This is a genomic window from Comamonas sp. B-9 (assembly GCF_000410635.1).
In the GTDB taxonomy this organism is placed as follows: Bacteria; Pseudomonadota; Gammaproteobacteria; order Burkholderiales; family Burkholderiaceae_C; genus Comamonas.
In genome coordinates, this window is record NZ_KE148589.1 from 20,130 (window position 1) to 38,497 (window position 18,368).

The 18,368-nt window shown below is 56.6% G+C and carries 14 protein-coding genes and 1 tRNA gene; 7 read left to right on the forward strand and 8 right to left on the reverse strand.

What is annotated here, in order from left to right:
- Positions 1-485: 485 nt before the first annotated feature.
- From H928_RS33425 to H928_RS0114375, 4 genes are all read right to left on the reverse strand, one after another.
- A complete protein-coding gene (locus tag H928_RS33425) occupies positions 486-1,625 on the reverse strand; it encodes a hypothetical protein (protein WP_021027137.1) in 1,140 nt (379 codons plus the stop codon).
- 134 nt (positions 1,626-1,759) lie between these two features.
- Positions 1,760-2,773, reverse strand: coding sequence for a YqaJ viral recombinase family protein (locus H928_RS0114365; protein ID WP_027010961.1), 1,014 nt, complete (start codon positions 2,771-2,773; stop codon positions 1,760-1,762).
- A gap of 244 nt (positions 2,774-3,017) precedes the next feature.
- Positions 3,018-4,013 carry a DUF932 domain-containing protein gene (locus H928_RS0114370; RefSeq protein ID WP_021027139.1) on the reverse strand — a complete coding sequence of 332 codons (996 nt, stop codon included), beginning with the start codon at positions 4,011-4,013 and terminating at the stop codon, positions 3,018-3,020.
- Positions 4,014-4,028: 15 nt separating this feature from the next.
- Positions 4,029-4,352 carry a membrane protein gene (locus tag H928_RS0114375; protein WP_021027140.1) on the reverse strand — a complete coding sequence of 108 codons (324 nt, stop codon included), beginning with the start codon at positions 4,350-4,352 and terminating at the stop codon, positions 4,029-4,031.
- Positions 4,353-4,782: 430 nt separating this feature from the next.
- On the opposite strand from H928_RS0114375, the gene H928_RS34065 reads away from it, so the two are divergent.
- The 3 genes from H928_RS34065 (at position 4,783) to H928_RS34070 (ending at position 7,904) form a co-directional block, all read left to right on the forward strand.
- The gene (locus H928_RS34065; protein ID WP_373604922.1) at positions 4,783-4,959 is read left to right on the forward strand and encodes a helix-turn-helix transcriptional regulator; all 177 of its coding nucleotides are present in this window, start codon (positions 4,783-4,785) and stop codon (positions 4,957-4,959) included.
- A gap of 207 nt (positions 4,960-5,166) precedes the next feature.
- Positions 5,167-6,771: a YfjI family protein gene (locus tag H928_RS30865; RefSeq protein ID WP_158400539.1), complete on the forward strand. Its 1,605-nt coding sequence runs from the start codon at positions 5,167-5,169 to the stop codon at positions 6,769-6,771.
- Positions 6,772-7,250: 479 nt separating this feature from the next.
- Positions 7,251-7,904, forward strand: coding sequence for an inovirus Gp2 family protein (locus H928_RS34070; RefSeq protein WP_043340216.1), 654 nt, complete (start codon positions 7,251-7,253; stop codon positions 7,902-7,904).
- Between the two features lie 60 nt (positions 7,905-7,964).
- Here H928_RS34070 and H928_RS31625 read toward each other — a convergent pair whose 3' ends face one another.
- The 4 genes from H928_RS31625 to H928_RS0114415 all read right to left on the reverse strand — a co-directional run bounded on the left by H928_RS31625 (position 7,965) and on the right by H928_RS0114415 (position 11,235).
- On the reverse strand, positions 7,965-8,924 hold the full coding sequence (locus H928_RS31625; protein WP_148293167.1) for a hypothetical protein: 960 nt from the start codon (positions 8,922-8,924) through the stop codon (positions 7,965-7,967).
- 79 nt (positions 8,925-9,003) lie between these two features.
- The gene (locus tag H928_RS0114405) at positions 9,004-10,245 is read right to left on the reverse strand and encodes an integrase arm-type DNA-binding domain-containing protein (protein WP_021027145.1); all 1,242 of its coding nucleotides are present in this window, start codon (positions 10,243-10,245) and stop codon (positions 9,004-9,006) included.
- Between the two features lie 162 nt (positions 10,246-10,407).
- A tRNA-Arg gene (locus tag H928_RS0114410) sits at positions 10,408-10,483 on the reverse strand.
- A 116-nt stretch (positions 10,484-10,599) separates the two neighbouring features.
- Positions 10,600-11,235 (reverse strand): TetR family transcriptional regulator, encoded by a 636-nt coding sequence (locus H928_RS0114415; RefSeq protein WP_021027146.1) that lies wholly within the window; start codon positions 11,233-11,235, stop codon positions 10,600-10,602.
- 221 nt (positions 11,236-11,456) lie between these two features.
- Between H928_RS0114415 and H928_RS0114420 the strand changes: the two genes are divergently transcribed.
- The 4 genes from H928_RS0114420 to H928_RS27895 form a co-directional block, all read left to right on the forward strand.
- Complete coding sequence (locus H928_RS0114420) at positions 11,457-12,785, forward strand: efflux RND transporter periplasmic adaptor subunit (RefSeq protein WP_021027147.1); 1,329 nt, start codon at positions 11,457-11,459, stop codon at positions 12,783-12,785.
- A 15-nt stretch (positions 12,786-12,800) separates the two neighbouring features.
- Positions 12,801-16,019 carry an efflux RND transporter permease subunit gene (locus H928_RS27890; RefSeq protein ID WP_021027148.1) on the forward strand — a complete coding sequence of 1,073 codons (3,219 nt, stop codon included), beginning with the start codon at positions 12,801-12,803 and terminating at the stop codon, positions 16,017-16,019.
- Positions 16,012-17,451 carry an efflux transporter outer membrane subunit gene (locus tag H928_RS0114430; RefSeq protein ID WP_021027149.1) on the forward strand — a complete coding sequence of 480 codons (1,440 nt, stop codon included), beginning with the start codon at positions 16,012-16,014 and terminating at the stop codon, positions 17,449-17,451. The genes H928_RS27890 and H928_RS0114430 overlap by 8 nt, the downstream gene beginning before the upstream one ends.
- Before the next feature lie 193 nt (positions 17,452-17,644).
- Positions 17,645-18,368 (forward strand): c-type cytochrome (locus H928_RS27895; RefSeq protein ID WP_239644973.1); only part of this gene is annotated, 724 nt, incomplete at its 3' end.

Below are 18,368 nucleotides of genomic sequence, written 5' to 3' on the forward strand. Positions count from 1 at the left end.
TGGGTCGGGATAAGCTACCCTCTACCGTTGCAGGCAACTCCATCATCTCCACACCCACCACCCAGACCCAGCAGACGGTGTCCTCCAACGTGCCACATTGCCTGCGATGCAATACCAGCTTGAGCAATGCACAACCACCATGCTCCAGAATTACTCCCAGACAATTCATCGACTCGGTTCCGGTGGCCGTGGCGCTCCGGATCTCACATACCGGAAACAGCTCTTTCCACCCACGACGGTCATCTTTGGGTGTGCTCAATGACGGAGAGACAGCAATGCTGCGAAGAGGTCGTTGCGTCATCACTGCCGCACAGCGCCTCAAGCACCATTCCAGGCCTCCCGGATTCGATACGCTGCCGCGATCCGTATCTGGAAACATGTAGCTCCAGCGCCTGCGCCCCGCCGGGCTCATTACCCTGTACTCCCACGGACCATCAAACCGGATGCCATGCATGTAGCGGTGGATGAGTCCCTTGTCTGCAGAGTCAGCCATGTTGCCTGCCCCCCCCTCTTTCGGGTTGACGCATCTCCTGCATATGCATCCCCTGCCCCGTGGGCTCTGCTGCCTGCGGATAGAACTCCTGAACGATCTCCGTCGCCTCCTGCTCCAGTTCCTCAAACAGGCCCAGCGCATAGCCTTCTCTGGCTGCTTGCTCCAGCGCTTCCTGGTCGTGACCGACCTTCTGCGCATATTCCGCAGCCTGCGCTGCCTGGCTGATGGCTGCGTCAAGCGGCATTCCATTGCGGATGCCCAGGTCCACGTAGTAGATGGGCGTGCGGTGCGACATGGCTGTGGACTTGGCGCGCAGGCGCAATTCCAGCGGGAGATATGCCAGCAATCCACCACTGGCCGCTTGCAGGTACTGCATGCGGGTCATCAAGGTGCGCAGGGAGTTGATGCCGGTGGTGCGCAGCACAAATGTGCTCATGGCGTCTGCCTGGTTGTCCGGATGGTCAATGCGCATGTGGAATCGGCCAAACGGTTTGCAGCCGCCTTCAATGGCCAAGGGACACAGGTCCGGGCCCTCGCAAGGGCCTGCCTCAATGCCCTTGGCTGTCATCCGCTTGCAGGTCCGTCCATCTCCCACACAGAGGGGCCGCGCCGTGGCCCGGTCGAACAAGGTGTAGTTGGCCCGCAGGTTCAGCGCCGGGTCGTTGAACAGCACGCGGATGGGGATACTGCGCAGCTTGGGTTTGGCAACGTGGGCATGGACTGGAGCATCGTTCCCGGCTGGATTGACAGCCTCCGCTATCGTTTTCTGCGCCGGGTTGGTACCTTGCTCGCCATCTCCCTGCGTGGCCTGAGATGAGTGTGTTGCTCGCGCCCGCCTAGCAAGCTTGTCCTGCAAGGTCTGCTTCGATTGCTGCATTGTACCTTCGAACTCTGGCGGCAGTGTCTGCAACTCCGTTACCTCCACGCCTGTTGTCATCAATGCCCGGTCGGTGATCTCCGTGCGCAAGATGGCATCCATGGGATGCAGTACCCAGCCTATGCGGCTTTGGACCTGGGTGGTGATGGTGAATTCGTCATCTTTCTGCGGCAATCGCTTGCCATTGCGCTCGATGACCTTGCCGATGGAGATGCGCCCCACCACAGGGGGCGTCATCATCAGTCCTTTGATCATGGTGTTTCTCCAGAAATGCAAAAGCCCCTTGCTCCAGAGAAGAAGCAAAGGGCGGATGGGTTGAATTGCTGACCGCTGATTGGCGATCGGATATTGGTGGCCAGTGATTACGGGGTGTTGAGCTGACTGCAAGTTCAGCCCAACTCCTGCAGTAGGAATCGCCGCGATCCGGCTTTGGCGCTCGTGTAGGCCTTGGCCAAATCCGGATGGTCTTTCTCGAATGCAGCGGTGTTGAAGGCCTTGCCGTCCTTGGAGCGCTTCCAGCTCACCGAGCCGCCGGGGAAGTTCGCGTACGACGCTGACCCCATGCGCTGCTGGATCTGGTGTTTCAGCAATGCTTCCTGGACCTCCCAGTCCTGCAGGAGCTTGCGAACATGAAGCAGCTTGGCAAATGCATGGCAAGCACTCTCGTCCTCGGACAGATCGACGGTGTCGCCACTGTCCTGCGAGTACAGGCTGCGCAGCGCAACTGCCGTGCTGTCCGACGCATCTGCGTCTGGCGCCTGTCCAGTCGCAACTCGTTCCCAGAACTGCGCCTCCAAGGCCATCAATTGGGTGATCATGGTCTCGTCCCGCTCGATGCGGTGGATTTGCAACTCCTGCCCGCAGATCAGGACGGCCACATCGGCGGCCTGCTTGCCTGTAACAGCCAGTTGGTGCATGACCTGCAGCTGGATGTATTCCGGAACGCCATCTCTCCAGAGCTTGGCACCGTTGATGCCTGCAGTCTTGCATTCCAAGATCTGGACATCAGAAGCTCCCACCACCTCCCGGTCGATATTGGCGAGCATCCAGGGAACCTGGGGGTGGCCCAGGACCGCATTGACCCGGCGCACCTTGTTGCCGGTGCGCTTGGTGTAGTGGGCGGCGACGATGGGTTCGAGCAAAGTGCCCCAGTACATGGGGCTGGTCTCTTCGTTGGGATCCACAACTGGGAGGAGATGGCCCTTGCCGGTCTTGTGCATCCACAACTCAAGTTGGGACTGGTAGGGATTGAGCCCTACGGCAGCGGCCGCATCGGAGCTACCGATGCCTTGGCGGCGTACATCCAGCCAGGTCTCGCGAGGCATGTCCCGGGTAGAAACGAGGCGCAGTGCAGGACGTCTGGCCTGTGAGGCCGGGATATGTGTAGAAACAGGTGTCGGCATGGTGCCTCCAGTGAAATGGGTGAAGAAATAGACAAAGAAACAGGCAAGGAAAGACCAAAGCAGGCGACTGCCCCCCTCCCCCTTCTTCAAGCCCCTGCCCTCAAATTCTCGAAAGCCCAAAGCACAAAGCCCTCATCGCAGTGGTGAGGGCCTATGGCGTTGGGAAGCTTTGAAGGAGAACTGAAGGGACCGAGGGAGAAGGCCAAGGGCCGAAGGGCAAAGGACGCGCCGCAAGCCCGTGGATTCAGGCCACCAGTTGCAAGGCATGCTCCAGTGCCCGCTGCTTGACCGCAGCCCCCACACCGAACCAGGCACTGTCTAGGCGGTTGTCCTGGCTGCGGGCCCGGCGTTCGTGGTCCACGTACTCGGTGATGGAACAGAGCAAACCCCAGGCCGTGCCCTGGGCCGCGGACAGGGTGGCACCGCGCCCATGGCCGTCAAAGAGCATCTGCGCCTTCTGCAAGGCCCGCTCGTTGGTGAGGCCCGTGGACTGCCCTGCTCCGCTGGAGCCCGGCTTGTCCGATGCGCACAGCACCTTCAGGAAGAAGTTCATGGCCTCGTGGCTCTTGACCTTGCGCTCTGCCAGGGTGCGCATCTGGTACATGAAGGAATCCCATTGGCCCACGGCAATGCCCAACTGGCGTTTGACGGCCTGGGCATCGAAGCGGGTGGAGTGGGAGACCTTCACGGCATTGGTTGCTCCCTGCAGGGCAATCGCCAGGGTGTTGTTGCAGACCACCCGCACGGTGGTGGGCATGGCGACCGTGGCCAGGGTGCCGTCACAGGAGGTCGCCAAGAGCAGATAACCGTTGACAACGTCATCGCCTTTGAGGGCCGCTGACTTACCGGTACGGGCCAAGGCCCAGAACTTGCGGCCCGCCTTGAGCACGCCAGCCGTCTCGAGCTCGTAGCCTGCGACCTCCGTGAGATCCCGGTAGAACTCCAGCACATCCCGGGGCTGCACCACCTGGTAGCGGTTGCTGACCACTGACAGGGGTGCCTTGGTGTCGCTGCGGTAGAGCACCTTCTGGTCGGGGAACTCCATGGGCTCGGCATACATGGAAGAAGACGCTTCCGAGTTGTCAGCCGCCAGATAGCGAACAGGTGTTTCGAGGATCTGCCACTGCATGCCTGCGGCCTGCGCCCAGACATCGAGGGATTGCTTGCGAGGCAGGTTATTGCCCAGTTGGTGCCAGGGGGCCTGCCCTGCGTAGGCCATGGTTTCGACGAGATGGGACATGGTGATCTCCTTGCATCAAGCCTTGAACGAATTGCCGCAGCTTTGGCATTCGTAGTTGTCCAGATAGGTCTCGTCGATCTGCTCGCCGATGCGGCCGCCGACTTCGTGACCCACGGTACCGCCGAGCACACCACCGATGATGGCGCCGAGCAAGGAACCGAGAACACCACCGACGGGGCCAGCCACAAACCCGACGGATGCGCCAGTGGTGGCACCTTGCATGGCACCTGCAATACCCGTGGCTGTACCAGCGGCAGAACCAACACGTTGGCCCAGCTCCTTGCCGATACCCTTGGCACGCACATTCAGAGAATGGCAGTGGGGACATTGGATAGACATAGAAACTCCTGACATAAAGAAAAGCGCCCCGGACTCGAAAGCCAGGGGCGCTAGATGGATGGAAGAGAGATGAAATCAATGCGAAACAGCTCGCTTTGCAGCAAACCGTTCCTGCATCACATCAGGGATATATGACTGAAGAGATTTGGGATCAGAGGAGCAGGGCTATTTCTTTAAACACGCTAGCCAGCAATGGCTCGCTTAGAGAACAGGCAAACCGAACGCTCCTAAAAAATGAGTAGAAAGTTCATATACGGCAAGCTACAGCGCAGAAAGATACGTGATACACGGTACCTCATCAATTTTTTATTGATACACGTGTTCCCCTGTGCTGCAGATGAATCCCGATACTCCGTTTCGTCAACAACCACTAACGGAGTTCAAAGTGAACCAATTTTCCCCAAATGAGCGCCCTTTCCGCGTTGTGCGCATGCAAAAAGTCAAGGAAATGACGGGACTTGCACACAGCACGCTTTTCGCAAAATATGACCCAACGAGCCCATGCTTTGATCCTACGTTTCCCAAACGTGTCCGGCTAGGTTTGCGCTCCGTAGGTTGGATTGAATCGGAAGTGGTGGACTGGGTTCAAAACTCCCGTGTCCACTAATGCGCCTATGCCTCATCGCTGCTGATCTATTTCTTGGCTAGAAATAGGTCACTGCCAACCTCAGCAATAGCATCTAGCGCACGTTCAGTTGTAAATAAACCAGCCACCCTTAATTTTCCACTCCAAATAGAAATGCACCCGATGACTCCTATGAGAATCGGGTGCAATGGGGGTTTTTATCCATTTATTTCCAAAAAGGCCAGAATCATGAAAAGCTACACAATCTCAAACAATGCCTCCCAAATAAGCATAGATACTTCTACTGTTTATATTGACGAGCCTGAGAAAATTACCAACTCGCTTGCTTCATTCAAACAAGCCATTCATGCCGTTCAATCCGAAATCCAGTCTCCGGTAGGCATGGTCTTTGGCTCAGCACTTTCCATGGCGGCTAGCTGCACTCAAGGCCTATTCGATGTCGCCTGTCCAGGCGGTGGCCGTAGCCCTACAAGCTTGTTCATTCTCACGATCGCCGAATCTGGTGAGCGCAAGACGTCTACGGATGCGAAGTTCATGCGCATTGTTTCCGATTTTGAGCAAGAGAAAAATGATGGTATTTGCTTAGAGCCTGCAGCGCATAAGGTTGAATACGACGTGTGGAAGTCCCAACGCAAGGCTTACCAAAAACTGCTCGACAGTGCAGTTGATCAGGGCAATGAAGCATCAATCTTGAACCACAAAACCAAGCTGCTCGCACACTATGAAAAGGAACCACGAACTACTCCAGCGCTTCGCATTATTTTTGAGGACACCACCATGTCGGCTCTACTGGAGAGCCTTGCTAATACCTCTCCCAATGCAGTTCTTAACTCCAGCGAAGGAGGAATTCTTTTTGAGAGGGCAAATTTGGGCTTTCTTCTTCGTGCCAATAAGGTGTGGGATGGTGGAGATGTCTTTGTAGACCGATCCTCAAAGCCAAGCTATACCGTGCGAAATGCACGCTTGACCATCTCCGCCATGATCCAGAAAAAAACATTTGAACATGCCCTCAAACGCAAAGAAAGTGGTGCACGCTCTTCTGGCTTTTTTGCCCGATTCCTCGTCACCGAGCCTGATTCGACACAGGGCACGCGTTTTAGTAATTTTGCACCTACTCAAGAGTCTCAGAAAACCAAAAACCAAGAGTACATTGACTGGCTCCGAAACCGAGCACTTGAGCTGCTGCATGAATCCTTGGAGACCGATGGTCAACCTAGAAAACTAGTTCACTTCTCACCTGCTGCTGCCAAAGTCTGGAAGAATTTCTATAACGAAGTTGAGTCAGCCCTCGCTCAAAACGGGGTTCTTTCAGACATCAAAGATTTTGCATCAAAGATTTCCAACAATATGTCCCGCATTGCTGCCGTATTGCATTGCTTCTGTGGTTTAAAGGGCGATATCAGTGCCGAGACTGCGCAGTTTTCTGCTGATCTTTGTAAGGTTTACATTGCAGAATTCAAGAAGCTATTCGGATTCAAAGATCCGATAGCAATCGCCCACTCGAATGCTACAAGGGTATACGAATTTCTTTGCAAAAATCACCAAAAATGGAAATATTACGGATTTCCAAAATCATGGCTACTTCGCCACGGACCATACGGCTGTCGCTCAAGCATTGAGCTTGATACTGCTTTGGGAATTTTGGAGAGTAAAAATTTAGTGCGTGTAGAAAGGCAACACGGTGGACGTAGCAGCTGTAGTGTCATTCTCAACACCACGGGTTTCAATGGACAGATCTCAATCCCAAAGTTGAGTCCCCCAATGGAAGATGTCTGGAATAGTTTGCTCCAGAGTAAGACTCCCAACATTTCCCTGATCCAACTTCGCATCTGAGTTCACAAAGTGGCTGCTACACCTGCTACGTAGCAGGTGTAGCAGCCTTTTGCATTTGATAGAGCGATTCCCAAGCACGTCTATTGCTGAAGGATAGAAAAATTATAAAGACAGGAATCAGCATCATCTAGGATGTTTGTTTTACCGAGTGGATTTTAAAATGAAAATTCCACTTTATGGATGTACCCAGCAAGAATACCTATCACTATTAGTGACTTCACCCCAAGCAACAGTGTATGTTTAAGTATTATTAATAAATAAAATATTAATAAACAAGATCAAACTCAACTAACGAGATCAGTAAACAATCAACTCAATCGCATCAAAGGAGTGGTGAAATCAACTAAGCCAGTGAGCTCCTAGTGATTGGCACATCTACTCCCCAGCTGAACCCATCCAGTATAAGAAAATGAGAAAAAAATATTGAGATTTATAGAAAGCTTCGAAGGGTATGTCCTAATAACCGCAAGATACAACTCATGAAGCGTAATCCACTCAACACAAATCACCATCTGCATCATGAACCTTTCTATCAAGGACATGAAGTGCAAATCAATCATGGGCCATTAATTAAGGAAAATCTTGCGCGATCACTAAATTGCTTCGAAAAAGCATTAAGCAAATATCCTCGCGTATGCTCGATGCGATTCGATCTGCACATTCCCGACAACTATTTTTCAGCAGGATTAAATGACAATGACTTAATCAATAAATTCTTTTCATCTTTGCGCTCTCAAATCCAGAGCTCTCAAAGTAGAAGTCGGAAGTTGGGCAATCGCGTGCATGACACGGACGTACGATATACATGGGGTCGAGAAGTAAGTAGTACCGGAAGGGTTCACTACCATATAAACCTTCTATTGAATAACGATGCATATGCCCATATCGGGAAGTTCAATCTAGATAACGACAACATGTATAGCCGTATTCATAAAGCCTGGGCAAGTGCCTTAGGTGTTGTGATGAATGATCTGGTGGGATTGATTCACATTCCCCAAAATCCCACGTATTTGATCACAAAGGATGACGCTCAGTCTTTCGATGAAGCCTTCTTTCGATCCAGTTATTTGTGCAAGTTGGAAACCAAGGAGTTTGGGCACGGCTTCCACACTTTCGGATGCAGTAGGATATAGCAGCATTTAGACATAGAAGCACTACTTTTCACGCCAGCAGTGTTTTTCATTTGGTGGCTTTTAGTGCTTTAAGTTAATGAATTGCGATACTGCATTTCTATAAGCATCATCACTTTTCAGATATTTTTTAAAATTTCTATCAATATGCTCAATATCAAAATACTGCTGATCTACGTTGCTTTCCTGCATTAAATGATAGCGAATTTGAAAATCATTTTTAACTTCTCTTATTGCAGATGATATTGTTTTAAACCTCTCTCCGCGATGTTCATATTTCTCTGCCAGAAGCTCCAACAACACCTCTTTTACTTCTGCTTTATAATACAATCTTTCGGATTTTTTAGATTTGCGCTCAACAGTCTCCGCCTTGATTTTATTTTGTTCAAAATAGTGAGCTAGAGCATGCATCTTACCAATACTTATATACATATATCTCAGCAACACAAAGTAGTCTTCTTCGCAAATAAACCAAATTTTCTTTTTCTTTTTTTGTTTTTTATCGTCCTCTTTCTTTTCAGCTTCTTTTTCTTCTTTTGTTTTTTCGTCCTCAACTCCATTCAGGGAATCACCGAGGGTAAAGTAAGCTCGATAAAAACACTTTCTGTAGTAACGTATAAGCTCCAGCATCTCTCTGCATATACGCACTGCGTAGGACTTGGTTAAACAAAAATCCCTGAATACTCCGGACTCAAGCAAAAATTGAGATGTACGGATTCGCTCTATAAGAGCCATGCGGTCATCTTCAGAAAAAAAGACATTCAATTCTTTCTCTGTAAAGACTTGCAGTTCCATTAACTCAATACAAAGACTATTTACTTGATGTTTAATTTTAATTAATTTGTCATAGGGATCCGATGCATAGGGGTCCGCATTTTTTATGTTATCACCGTGAGAACTGACATCTGTATGGTTTACCTCTTCAATCTCGGCGCAGTATTCGACAACAGGGTCCAATGTAGCCTTCCCGATAACATCCGGCCGAGGCGATACAAGGCTTTCTATTGGAGGTTTGAAATTCATTTTTTACAGTATTATAAAGTTGATATTTCAATCAATTCATCGAAATAGCAAATCCTGGCCACAATGCAAATTCATACATCTATGCTGTCTTTAATGGTACTAGTTCAGCACCTTGCTTTAGGTGATCAAGATAATCTGCCCATTCACCCATCATCCGACGACGTTGATCCATGAATTCGGCGCGATCGTAAGCAGCTCCCAAAGGGCCAGATTTTCCATGCGCAAGTTGGGCCTCAATCACATCGGCATGGATGCCTGGTAAGCGCTCGATCATCATCGTACGAGCCATCGCTCGAAAGCCATGGGCGGTCATCTCTTCTCCACTGTATCCAAGGCGGCGCAACGCTGCGTTGATGGTCATATCTGACATAGGTCGCCCTTCACCCCTTGTCGAGGGGAACACAAACGTCCGGTACCCAGTGAGCGGCTGAATTTCTCGAAGAATCTCCACCGCCTGCGGAGCTAACGGAACAAAGTGAGGCCTTCCATTGAGCTTTTGCACTACCGTGCGCTTCATCGATGCCGATGGAATGGTAAGCATCCCAGCCTCAAGATTGATCCAGCTCCACTCCATTTTGCGGATATTGGCAGGCCGCTGAAACAGTAACGCAGACAGTTGCAGTGCCGCTTTGGTGATCGGCTGACCGCTGTAGCTATCAAAAGCACGCAAGAGTTCGCCCACCTTCAAAGGCTCCAACACAGCAGGCATATGCTTGACGACAACTGGCTCCAGAGCCCCTTGTAGGTCAGGCATAGGGTTTCGCTCACAACGTCCCGTCTGAATGCCGTAGCGAAACACCTGTCCAGAATTCTGGCTCAGCGTATGGGCAGCATCTCGATTTCCCCGACGTTCTACCTTGCGAAGAGCATTCAACATCAGTGGGGCAGTGATGTCGATGAGTTGCATGCTACCCACATAGGGGAATATGTCTTTCTCTAGCCCACGTAGCCACTTGATGGCGTACTTTTCGCTCCACCCACCTTTTTTTACTCCATGGTACTCACGCGCCACTGCCTCAAAGGTGCTTTCGCCCGCCACAGCCCTCGCGGCTTTCTCCGCCTGCTTAGCAATGCTCGGATCAATGCTTTCCGCTAGCTTGATTCTTGCATCGTCTCGCCGACGTCTAGCTTGTGCGAGTGTGACCGCTGGATAGACACCAAGCGCCAATGTCTTTTGCTTACCGCCAAACCGGTAAGCCATGCGCCAATACTTGCCAGCGGCCATGATGTGCAAATACAAGCCCCCGCCATCGCTGTGCTTATCCCCTGCAGGCTTGCCGGAGTGCTTGGCCTGTTTCACGAAGGTGTCTGTGAGCGGCATTGTTGGTATGTGTCGTTGTTGGTATGAGAGATACCAGCAAAAATACCAACTTTGTCGCTAGATGTCCATAGACAAGGCAAGAGTACATTGGACAAAAAAACCCGCAATGCTTGTAAACACGCGGGCTTGAGAGATTTCCTTGGACTACCTTGGATAGCAAAGTGGTGCGGCTGGCGGGGATCGAACCCACGACCCTTGGCTTCGGAGGCCAATACTCTATCCACTGAGCTACAGCCGCACAAGCTGCAGACGCCATGCGCTGCAGATCAACCCGCAGATTATGGCATGGCTTGGATGCCCTGGCCGTTCAGTTGTCGCCCGGGCATCGCGCCAGGGGCAGCCCATCAAAAACCTTTAGCGGCCTGCAGCCAGCTTGCCGGGGCCAAAGCCCAGGCCGGCCAGATAGGCCTCGACCGCCTTTTCACCCATGCTGCGCAGCGGAAAGTTGCCCTCATTGAGCACCCAGCCATGGATCAGCCCAACAAACAGGGAGTGCAAGCCCAGCGCCGCCTCCTGGGGCGTCATCTGCATCTGCACCTGGTCCCGGCTAGCGGCCTCTTCCAGATCTGCGGCAAATTTGCGCTGCGAGCAGGCAAAACTCTCGACATGGCCTTCGCGCACACTCTCGAGCTCACCGACGTATTCGAGCTTGAACAGCGCCGTGTCAAACACCTTGCGGCGGCGTTCATCCCCATCCATACTGTCAAACACCGCATAGATGGACCGGCGAATGCGGTCCAGCGGCGCGAGGTCACCGTATTTGTCGTCACAAATTTCCTCGAAGGGCATGCAAATGCGATCGAGCATCGATGAAAACACATCGACCTTGTCTTTGAAATGCCAGTACACCGCCCCGCGGGTCGCACCTGCCCGCTGGGCGATTTCGTTGAGCGAGGCGCGCGCAACGCCCTTCTCAAAGAACACCTGTTCTGCCGCATCCAGCAGCTTGATGCGGGTCTCATCTGCCTCTGCTTTAGTACGTCGGGCCATCGCTTGTATTCCGTTCTTGCAATCACATGACCCCTGTTTGTCAACCCAAAGGCCGTGCGTTATTTATCAAATTTCGACAATTATACATTTGCGCATGTATGTATAATCGCGCAGCAATTTCATGGGAATTGAGGATCATCCGCGCCCGGATGTGAGACAAGCCCTAGAGGGACCTCCGGGTTCTCCATCTTTACCATTTCTCATCTACCGAAGGGACTTTCATGCAGCAGATGTATGAAGCAAACCAATCTACCGGGAACCGCCCAGCCGCTACCAGCCCACGCCGTACAACCGGTGTGCTGGCTCTGACGCTGGTGGCTGCCCTGGTCTTGACCGCCTGCGGCAACAAGAAAGACGAACACGCAGCCCCGCAAGGAGGCGCACCCAAGCCGCCTGAGGTCAGCGTTCTGACGGTGAAGCTCGAGAGCATCCCCGTGGTCTCCGACCTGCCCGGTCGCCTGGAGCCCGTGCGGGTGGCCCAAGTGGGTGCACGCGTAGCCGGCATCTTGCAAAAGCGCCTGTTCACCGAAGGCTCGGACGTCAAGGCCGGCCAGGTGCTGTTCCAGATCGATAATGCGCCCTACCGGGCCAACTTGGAAAGCGCACAGGCGACTCTGGCCCAGGCCCAGGCAACGTTGGCCCAGGCCGCATCCACCGCCCGCCGCTACAAGCCCCTGGTCGAAGCCAACGCCATCAGCAAGCAGGACTACGACGTTGCCGTCGCCAACGAAAAGGCCGCACTGGCCCAGGTCGCGGCCGGCAAAGCCGCTGTCACCAACGCCAACATCAACCTGGGCTATGCCTCGGTGACGGCACCCATCTCCGGCCGCATTGGCCGCTCCCTGGTGACCGAAGGCGCGCTGGTCGGCCAAAGCGGTGTGACCGAGCTGGCAGTGATCCAGCAGATCAACCCGCTGTATGTGAACGTGACGCAGTCCTCGTCCGACATCCTGCGCATGCGGGAGGCGCTCAAGTCCGGCAAGCTGGCCAAGGCAGGCGACAACGCCGCCAAGGTCATCGTCTACACCGACGACGGCAAGCCCTATGCCCACCCCGGCAAGCTGCTGTTCACCGATCTGACGGTGGACCCAGCCACCGGCCAGGTGAGCGTGCGCGCCGAGCTGCCCAACCCCGAGAACCTGCTGCTGCCGGGCATGTATGTGCGTGTGCACATCCAGGAAGCCCAAGTGGACAACGCCGTGCTGGTGCCCCAGCAGGCCGTGACCCGCAATGAAAAGGGCAACACCGTGATGATCGTCGCCGCCGACGGCTCGGTCAGCCCACGGCCCGTGCAGATCAGCCAGTCCAAGGGTACGAACTGGGTGGTGAGCGAAGGCCTCAAGGCGGGCGACCAGGTCATGGTCGATGGCTTCATCAAGCTGGGCATGGGCGCGACACACGTCACGCCAGTGCCATGGAAGAACCCGAGCGACAAGGCGGCAGCGCCAGCGGCTCCCGCAGCGGGGGCAGCGCCCCAGGCTGAGGCACCCGCTGCGGACAAGCCCGCCGCCTCGCCAGAAGCTGCAGGCAACACCGCCGCCAGCAAATAAACAGGACACAGCGGAATGTCAAAGTTCTTTATTCACAGACCGATTTTTGCCTGGGTGATCGCGATCTTCGTGGTCCTCGCAGGTATCGTGTCCATTACCCGACTGCCGGTGGCGCAGTTCCCGAGCGTGGCGCCGCCCACCATCACGGTGACGGCGACCTACCCTGGCGCAACCGCGCAGACCCTGACCGACTCGGTGCTGCAGCTGATCGAGCGGGAAATCAACGGCGCCGAAGGCCTGATGTACATGTCGTCGTCCGCCTCTGCCACCGGCAGCGGCGAGTTGACCGTGACCTTCGAGCCCGGCACCAACCCCGACCTGGCCCAGGTGGATGTGCAAAACCGGCTGGCCCGCGCCACGCCGCGCCTGCCCAGCATCGTGCAATCGCTGGGGGTGCGCGTCGACAAGTCGATGAGCAACTTCCTGATGATTCTGACTTTCCAGTCGGACACCGGGGAGACCTCGCGTGACGAAATCTCCGATTACGTCAACCGCAATGTGGTGCCGGAAATCCAGCGTCTGAACGGCGTGGGCAAGGCCCAGCTGTTTGCGGCCGGCCGCGCGATGCGCGTCTGGGTCGACCCTGCCAAGCTGCAGGGCTACAGCATGTCGATCGCTCAGATCAATGCCGCCATTGCCGCGCAGAACCAGCAGATCTCCGGCGGCGCGCTGGGCGATACGCCGAGCCTGCCGGGCACCATGATGAACGCCACCATCGTCGTGCCGGGCCAGCTGTCCACGCCCGAAGAGTTTGGCGAGGTGGTGCTGCGCTCCAACTCGGACGGCTCGACCGTGCGCCTCAAGGACGTGGCGCGTGTGGAGCTGGGCTCCGAGAGCTATGCCACCAACTCGCGCCTGGACGGCAAGCCCGCCGTGGCGCTGGCCGTGCAGCTGACCTCGACCGCGAACGCGATGGCCACCGCCAAAGAGGTTTACAGCAAGATGGACGAGCTCGAACCCTTCCTGCCAGCCGGTGTGAAGTGGGCCGCGCCGTATGACACCTCGAAGTTCGTCAAGATCTCGATTGAAAAAGTGCTGCACACCCTGCTCGAAGCCATTGTGCTGGTGTTCATCGTGATGCTGATCTTCCTGCAGAACATCCGCTACACCCTGATCCCGACCATCGTCGTGCCCATTGCGCTGCTCGGGGCCTTTGCCGTGATGTACAGCGTGGGGCTGACCATCAATATTCTGTCGATGTTCGCCATGGTGCTGGTGATCGGTATCGTCGTGGACGATGCGATCGTGGTGGTCGAGAACGTCGAGCGGATCATGTCCGAAGAGGGCTTATCGCCCAAGGAGGCGACGATCAAGGCCATGGGCCAGATCCAGGGTGCCGTGGTCGGTATTACCGTGATTCTGGTGACCGTGTTCATCCCGCTGGCCATGTTCTCGGGCGCGACCGGCAATATCTACCGCCAGTTCTCGCTGGTGATGGCGATCTCAATCTTCTTCTCGGGCTTCTTCGCGCTGACCCTGACGCCTGCGCTGTGCGCCACCATGCTCAAGCCCATTCCCAAGGGCCATGCGCATGACAAGAAGACCGGCCTGCTGGGCCCCTTCTACAACTGGTTCAACCGCATGTTCGGCAAGGCCACCAAGGGCTACCAAAAGACCCTGGTCGGCGTCGTCAAGCGCACGTTCATGGCCTTCCTGGTCTATGCAGCGGTGATCGTCGGTGTGGTGTTTGGCTTCAAGGCACTGCCCACTGCGTTCCTGCCGGTGGAAGACCAGGGCTATGTGATCTCCCTGGTGCAGCTGCCCCCGGGTGCCACCCAGGAGCGCACCAGCGAGACCATGAAGCAGCTCGAAGACTTTGCCCTGGCGCAACCCGAGACGGCCAACATCGTGAGCATTCTGGGCTTCAGCTTTGCCGGTCAAGCGCAGAACATGGGTCTGGCCTTCACGGTGTTCAAGGACTGGTCCGAGCGCACCGCGCCGGGCTCGGATGCCTCGTCGTTCGCCGGCCGTGCCATGGGCGCGATGATGAGCCTGCGTGACGGCTTCATCTACACCCTGGTGCCACCGTCGATCTCCGAGCTGGGCAACAGCGATGGCTTTACCTTCCGTCTGCAGGACCGGGGCAACCATGGACACGCCGAGCTGCTCAAGGCCCGCAATGACCTGATCGCTAAGGCGAGCAAGAGCCCCATCCTGACCGGCATGCGTTTTGACGGTGTGGACGACGCGCCGCAGTGGCAGGTCGATATCAACCGCAATGCGGTATCGGCACAAAAGGTCAGCATGGGCGATATCGCCACCACCTTGTCGACGGCACTGGGCTCGAGCAACTCGACCGACTTCCCGAACAAGGGCTATATGCAGCGCGTGACCATCCAGGCCGACGCTGCCACCCGCATGCAGCCCGAAGACGTGCTGAAGCTGACCGTGCCCAATGCGGATGGCAAGCTGGTCGAGCTCTCGACCCTGGTGACCGCCAAGTGGATCACCGGCCCGATGCAGATGTCGCGCTACAACGGCTATCCCTCGATGAGCATCACCGGCCAGGCCAAGCCCGGCTACACCACCGGTGACGCGATGGCAGAGATGGAAAAGCTCTCGGCCGAGCTGCCCCAAGGCTTTGGCTACGAGTGGACCGGCCAGTCGCTGGACGAAAAGAAAGCCGGCTCGTCGGCAATGATCCTGTACGCGTTCTCGATCCTGGCGGTGTTCCTCTGCCTGGCAGCGCTGTATGAGAGCTGGAGCATTCCGCTGGCCGTGCTGCTGGTGGTGCCACTGGGCGTGCTGGGCGCCGTTGCCGGTATGCACCTGCGTGGCATGCCCAACGACATCTACTTCCAAGTGGCACTGATCACCGTGATCGGCTTGTCTGCGAAGAACGCCATCTTGATTGTGGAGTTCGCCAAGGACCTGCACGACCAGGGCATGAGCGCGCTCGATGCAGCGCTCGAAGCCGGTCACCTGCGTTTCCGCCCGATCCTGATGACCTCGCTCGCGTTCATCCTGGGTGTGGTGCCGCTGTACATCGCCTCGGGCGCCAGCGCCGTGAGTCAGCACGAGATCGGCACCGGCGTGTTCTGGGGCATGATCATCGGCACCTTCCTGGCCGTGTTCCTGGTGCCGGTGTTCTTTGTCGAGGTCTTCCGTCTGTTTGGCCGCAAGGGCGAGCAGGACAAGGGACCGCAAGGCAGCCCGCCCGCGCCGCATTCGCCTGACCGCGGACACGACGCCGTTCTGTCTGCCAATGTGGGGAAAGGAACCCACCATGAATAAGAAACTGATACCAACCGTTCTGGCTGCGGCCCTGCTGGCCTCGGGCTGCTCGCTGATTCCGTCACTGGATAAGCCTGCCACCCCGGTGGCGGCGCAGTATCCGGTGGCCACGGAAGAGACGCAGCAGGCCGCTGCCGATATTCCCTGGCAGAACTTCTTCACCGATACGCGCCTGCAGCAGCTGATCCAGACCGCGCTGGACAACAACCGTGACTTGCGCGTGGCGGTGCTCAACATCGCCCAGGCCCGTGCGCTCTACCAGATCCAGGACGCCCAGCGCTTTCCGGAAGTGGGCGTCTCGGGTGCGGCCTCGCGCCAGCGCAGCCAGATCACGGGCGGCTATGCGAATGCCTTCAGCGTAGGTGTCGGCATCCAGAGCTGGGAGATTGACTTCTTTGGCCGCATCAGCAGCCTCAAGGAGCAGGCTCTGGCCCAGTATCTGGCGACTGAAGAAGGCCGCAAGTCGGCCCAGATCAGCCTGGTGGCCTCGGTCGCCAATGCCTGGCTGACCCTGCAGGCCGACGAGGAGCTGATCGACATTTCGCGCCGCACGCTGGAGACGCGTGAGGAGTCGATCAAGCTGTCCAAGCTGCGCCTCGATGCCGGTGTGGCTTCGGAGCTGGACTACCGCCAGGCCCAGTCGCTGACGGAAAACGCCAAGGCCACCTTGGCCCAGCAACTGCGCCAGCGCGCGCTGGATGTCAACGCCCTGACCTTGCTGCTGGGCCAGACGCCACCGGCCGAGCTGCTGACCAGCCTGCAGGGCAAGCGCCTGACCGATCTGCCGGTGATGGCCGATGTGCCAGCGGGCCTGCCCTCGGACCTGATGCTGCGCCGCCCCGACCTGCGCCAGGCCGAGCAGACCATGATCGCCGCCAATGCCAACATTGGCGCGGCGCGTGCGCTGTTCTACCCGGCGATCTCGCTGACGGCCAGCGCCGGCTTTGCCAGCTCCGAGCTGTCCGACCTGTTCGACTCCAAGTCCAAGGGCTTCACGATCGCGCCTTCGCTGTACCTGCCGATCTTCAATGCCGGCCGCAACCAGGCCAACCTGGAAGTGGCGCAGGTGCAGACGCAGATTGCTGCAGCGCAGTATGAGAAAGCCATCCAGACGGCGTTCCGCGAAGTGTCGGATGCCCTCGTCAGCCGCCAGACACTGTCCGACCAGTTGCAGTCGCAGCAAGCCCAGGTCGAGGCCGAGTCGGCACGCCTGAAGCTATCGGACCTGCGCTACAAGAACGGCGTGGCCAGCTACCTGGACCTGCTCGATGCGCAGCGCTCGCTGTTCACCTTGCAGCAAGCGGTGGTGCAAGTGCGCCTGACCCAGCTGCAAAACCAGGTCGGCCTGTACAAGGCGCTGGGCGGCGGCTGGACCGATCCGGCACCGGCCGACACTGTCGCACAGGCGGCGCCCACTGCTGGCAAACCATAGGTTAACGCCCGCAGTTGCGGCCCCACAATGGCTTGCCAGCCCCCTGGCAAGCCATTTTTTTATGCGCCGGCGCCGCAAGTGTGGCGGTTTGCCTGCAGGTATTAGCCCGGAGGCCATGCCAAAAAACCCGTCGATATAATGATTTTGGCCTCTGCACGATGAACAACAAGCCCCCAAAGAATTTGAGGAAGCCATGAGCGACATCCAGCAAGAAGAAGCACACACGGGCCCGGTCAGAACACCCAAGCAGTTTTTGTGGACGGTGATCTTTGCTTTTGTGATTCCGGTTTTTGCCATCATCGGTCTGGTGACCTATGTGACCTCTGCCAACAAATCCGGCCCCGGCGCGGCCGATAACGCAGGCTCCATCGAAAGCCGGCTGCAGAAAGTGGGCTCGGTCGAAATACGCGACGCCAACCGCCCCCTCAAATCCGGCCAGGAGGTCTACCAGGCCCAGTGCGCCCCCTGCCATGCCACCGGCACCGCCGGCGCCCCCAAGTTTGAAGATGCCGCTGCCTGGGCGCCGCGCATCAAGACCGGCCTCGAAGCGCTGCTGCACTCGGCCCTGGCCGGCAAGGGCGCCATGGCCCCGCAAGGCGGGGGTGACTTTGAAGACACCGAAATCGCGCGTGGCGTGGTCTACATGGCCAATGCCGCAGGCGCCAAATTTGACGACCCCCAGCGCCCGGCCGCTGCCAGCGCCGATGCGGGCAGTGCCGCCGCTGCTGCTTCTGCTGCGGCTGCACCGGCCGCAACCAGCGCCCCTGCTGCGGCAAGCGCCGAGCCTGCTGCCGCTGCAGCCGCAGCCCCTGCCGCCGCTCCCACGGCCAACGCCGCCGTCAATGGCAAGGCGCTGTATGACAAGGCCTGCTTTGTCTGCCATGCCGCTGGTGTGGCAGGGGCGCCCCAGGTCGGGG

What these genes read in the sequence shown, in the direction of transcription:
- H928_RS33425 (WP_021027137.1), bottom strand. Translation starts at nt 1,625, where the DNA reads ATGATCAAAGGACTGATGATGACGCCCCCTGTGGTGGGGCGCATCTCC.
- H928_RS0114415 (WP_021027146.1), bottom strand. Translation starts at nt 11,235, where the DNA reads ATGGCCCGACGTACTAAAGCAGAGGCAGATGAGACCCGCATCAAGCTG.
- H928_RS0114430 (WP_021027149.1), top strand. Translation starts at nt 16,012, where the DNA reads ATGAATAAGAAACTGATACCAACCGTTCTGGCTGCGGCCCTGCTGGCC.
- H928_RS34070 (WP_043340216.1), top strand. Translation starts at nt 7,251, where the DNA reads ATGAAGCGTAATCCACTCAACACAAATCACCATCTGCATCATGAACCT.
- H928_RS31625 (WP_148293167.1), bottom strand. Translation starts at nt 8,924, where the DNA reads ATGAATTTCAAACCTCCAATAGAAAGCCTTGTATCGCCTCGGCCGGAT.
- H928_RS0114365 (WP_027010961.1), bottom strand. Translation starts at nt 2,773, where the DNA reads ATGCCGACACCTGTTTCTACACATATCCCGGCCTCACAGGCCAGACGT.
- H928_RS0114420 (WP_021027147.1), top strand. Translation starts at nt 11,457, where the DNA reads ATGCAGCAGATGTATGAAGCAAACCAATCTACCGGGAACCGCCCAGCC.
- H928_RS30865 (WP_158400539.1), top strand. Translation starts at nt 5,167, where the DNA reads ATGAAAAGCTACACAATCTCAAACAATGCCTCCCAAATAAGCATAGAT.
- H928_RS0114405 (WP_021027145.1), bottom strand. Translation starts at nt 10,245, where the DNA reads ATGCCGCTCACAGACACCTTCGTGAAACAGGCCAAGCACTCCGGCAAG.
- H928_RS0114370 (WP_021027139.1), bottom strand. Translation starts at nt 4,013, where the DNA reads ATGTCCCATCTCGTCGAAACCATGGCCTACGCAGGGCAGGCCCCCTGG.
- H928_RS34065 (WP_373604922.1), top strand. Translation starts at nt 4,783, where the DNA reads ATGCAAAAAGTCAAGGAAATGACGGGACTTGCACACAGCACGCTTTTC.
- H928_RS0114375 (WP_021027140.1), bottom strand. Translation starts at nt 4,352, where the DNA reads ATGTCTATCCAATGTCCCCACTGCCATTCTCTGAATGTGCGTGCCAAG.
- H928_RS27890 (WP_021027148.1), top strand. Translation starts at nt 12,801, where the DNA reads ATGTCAAAGTTCTTTATTCACAGACCGATTTTTGCCTGGGTGATCGCG.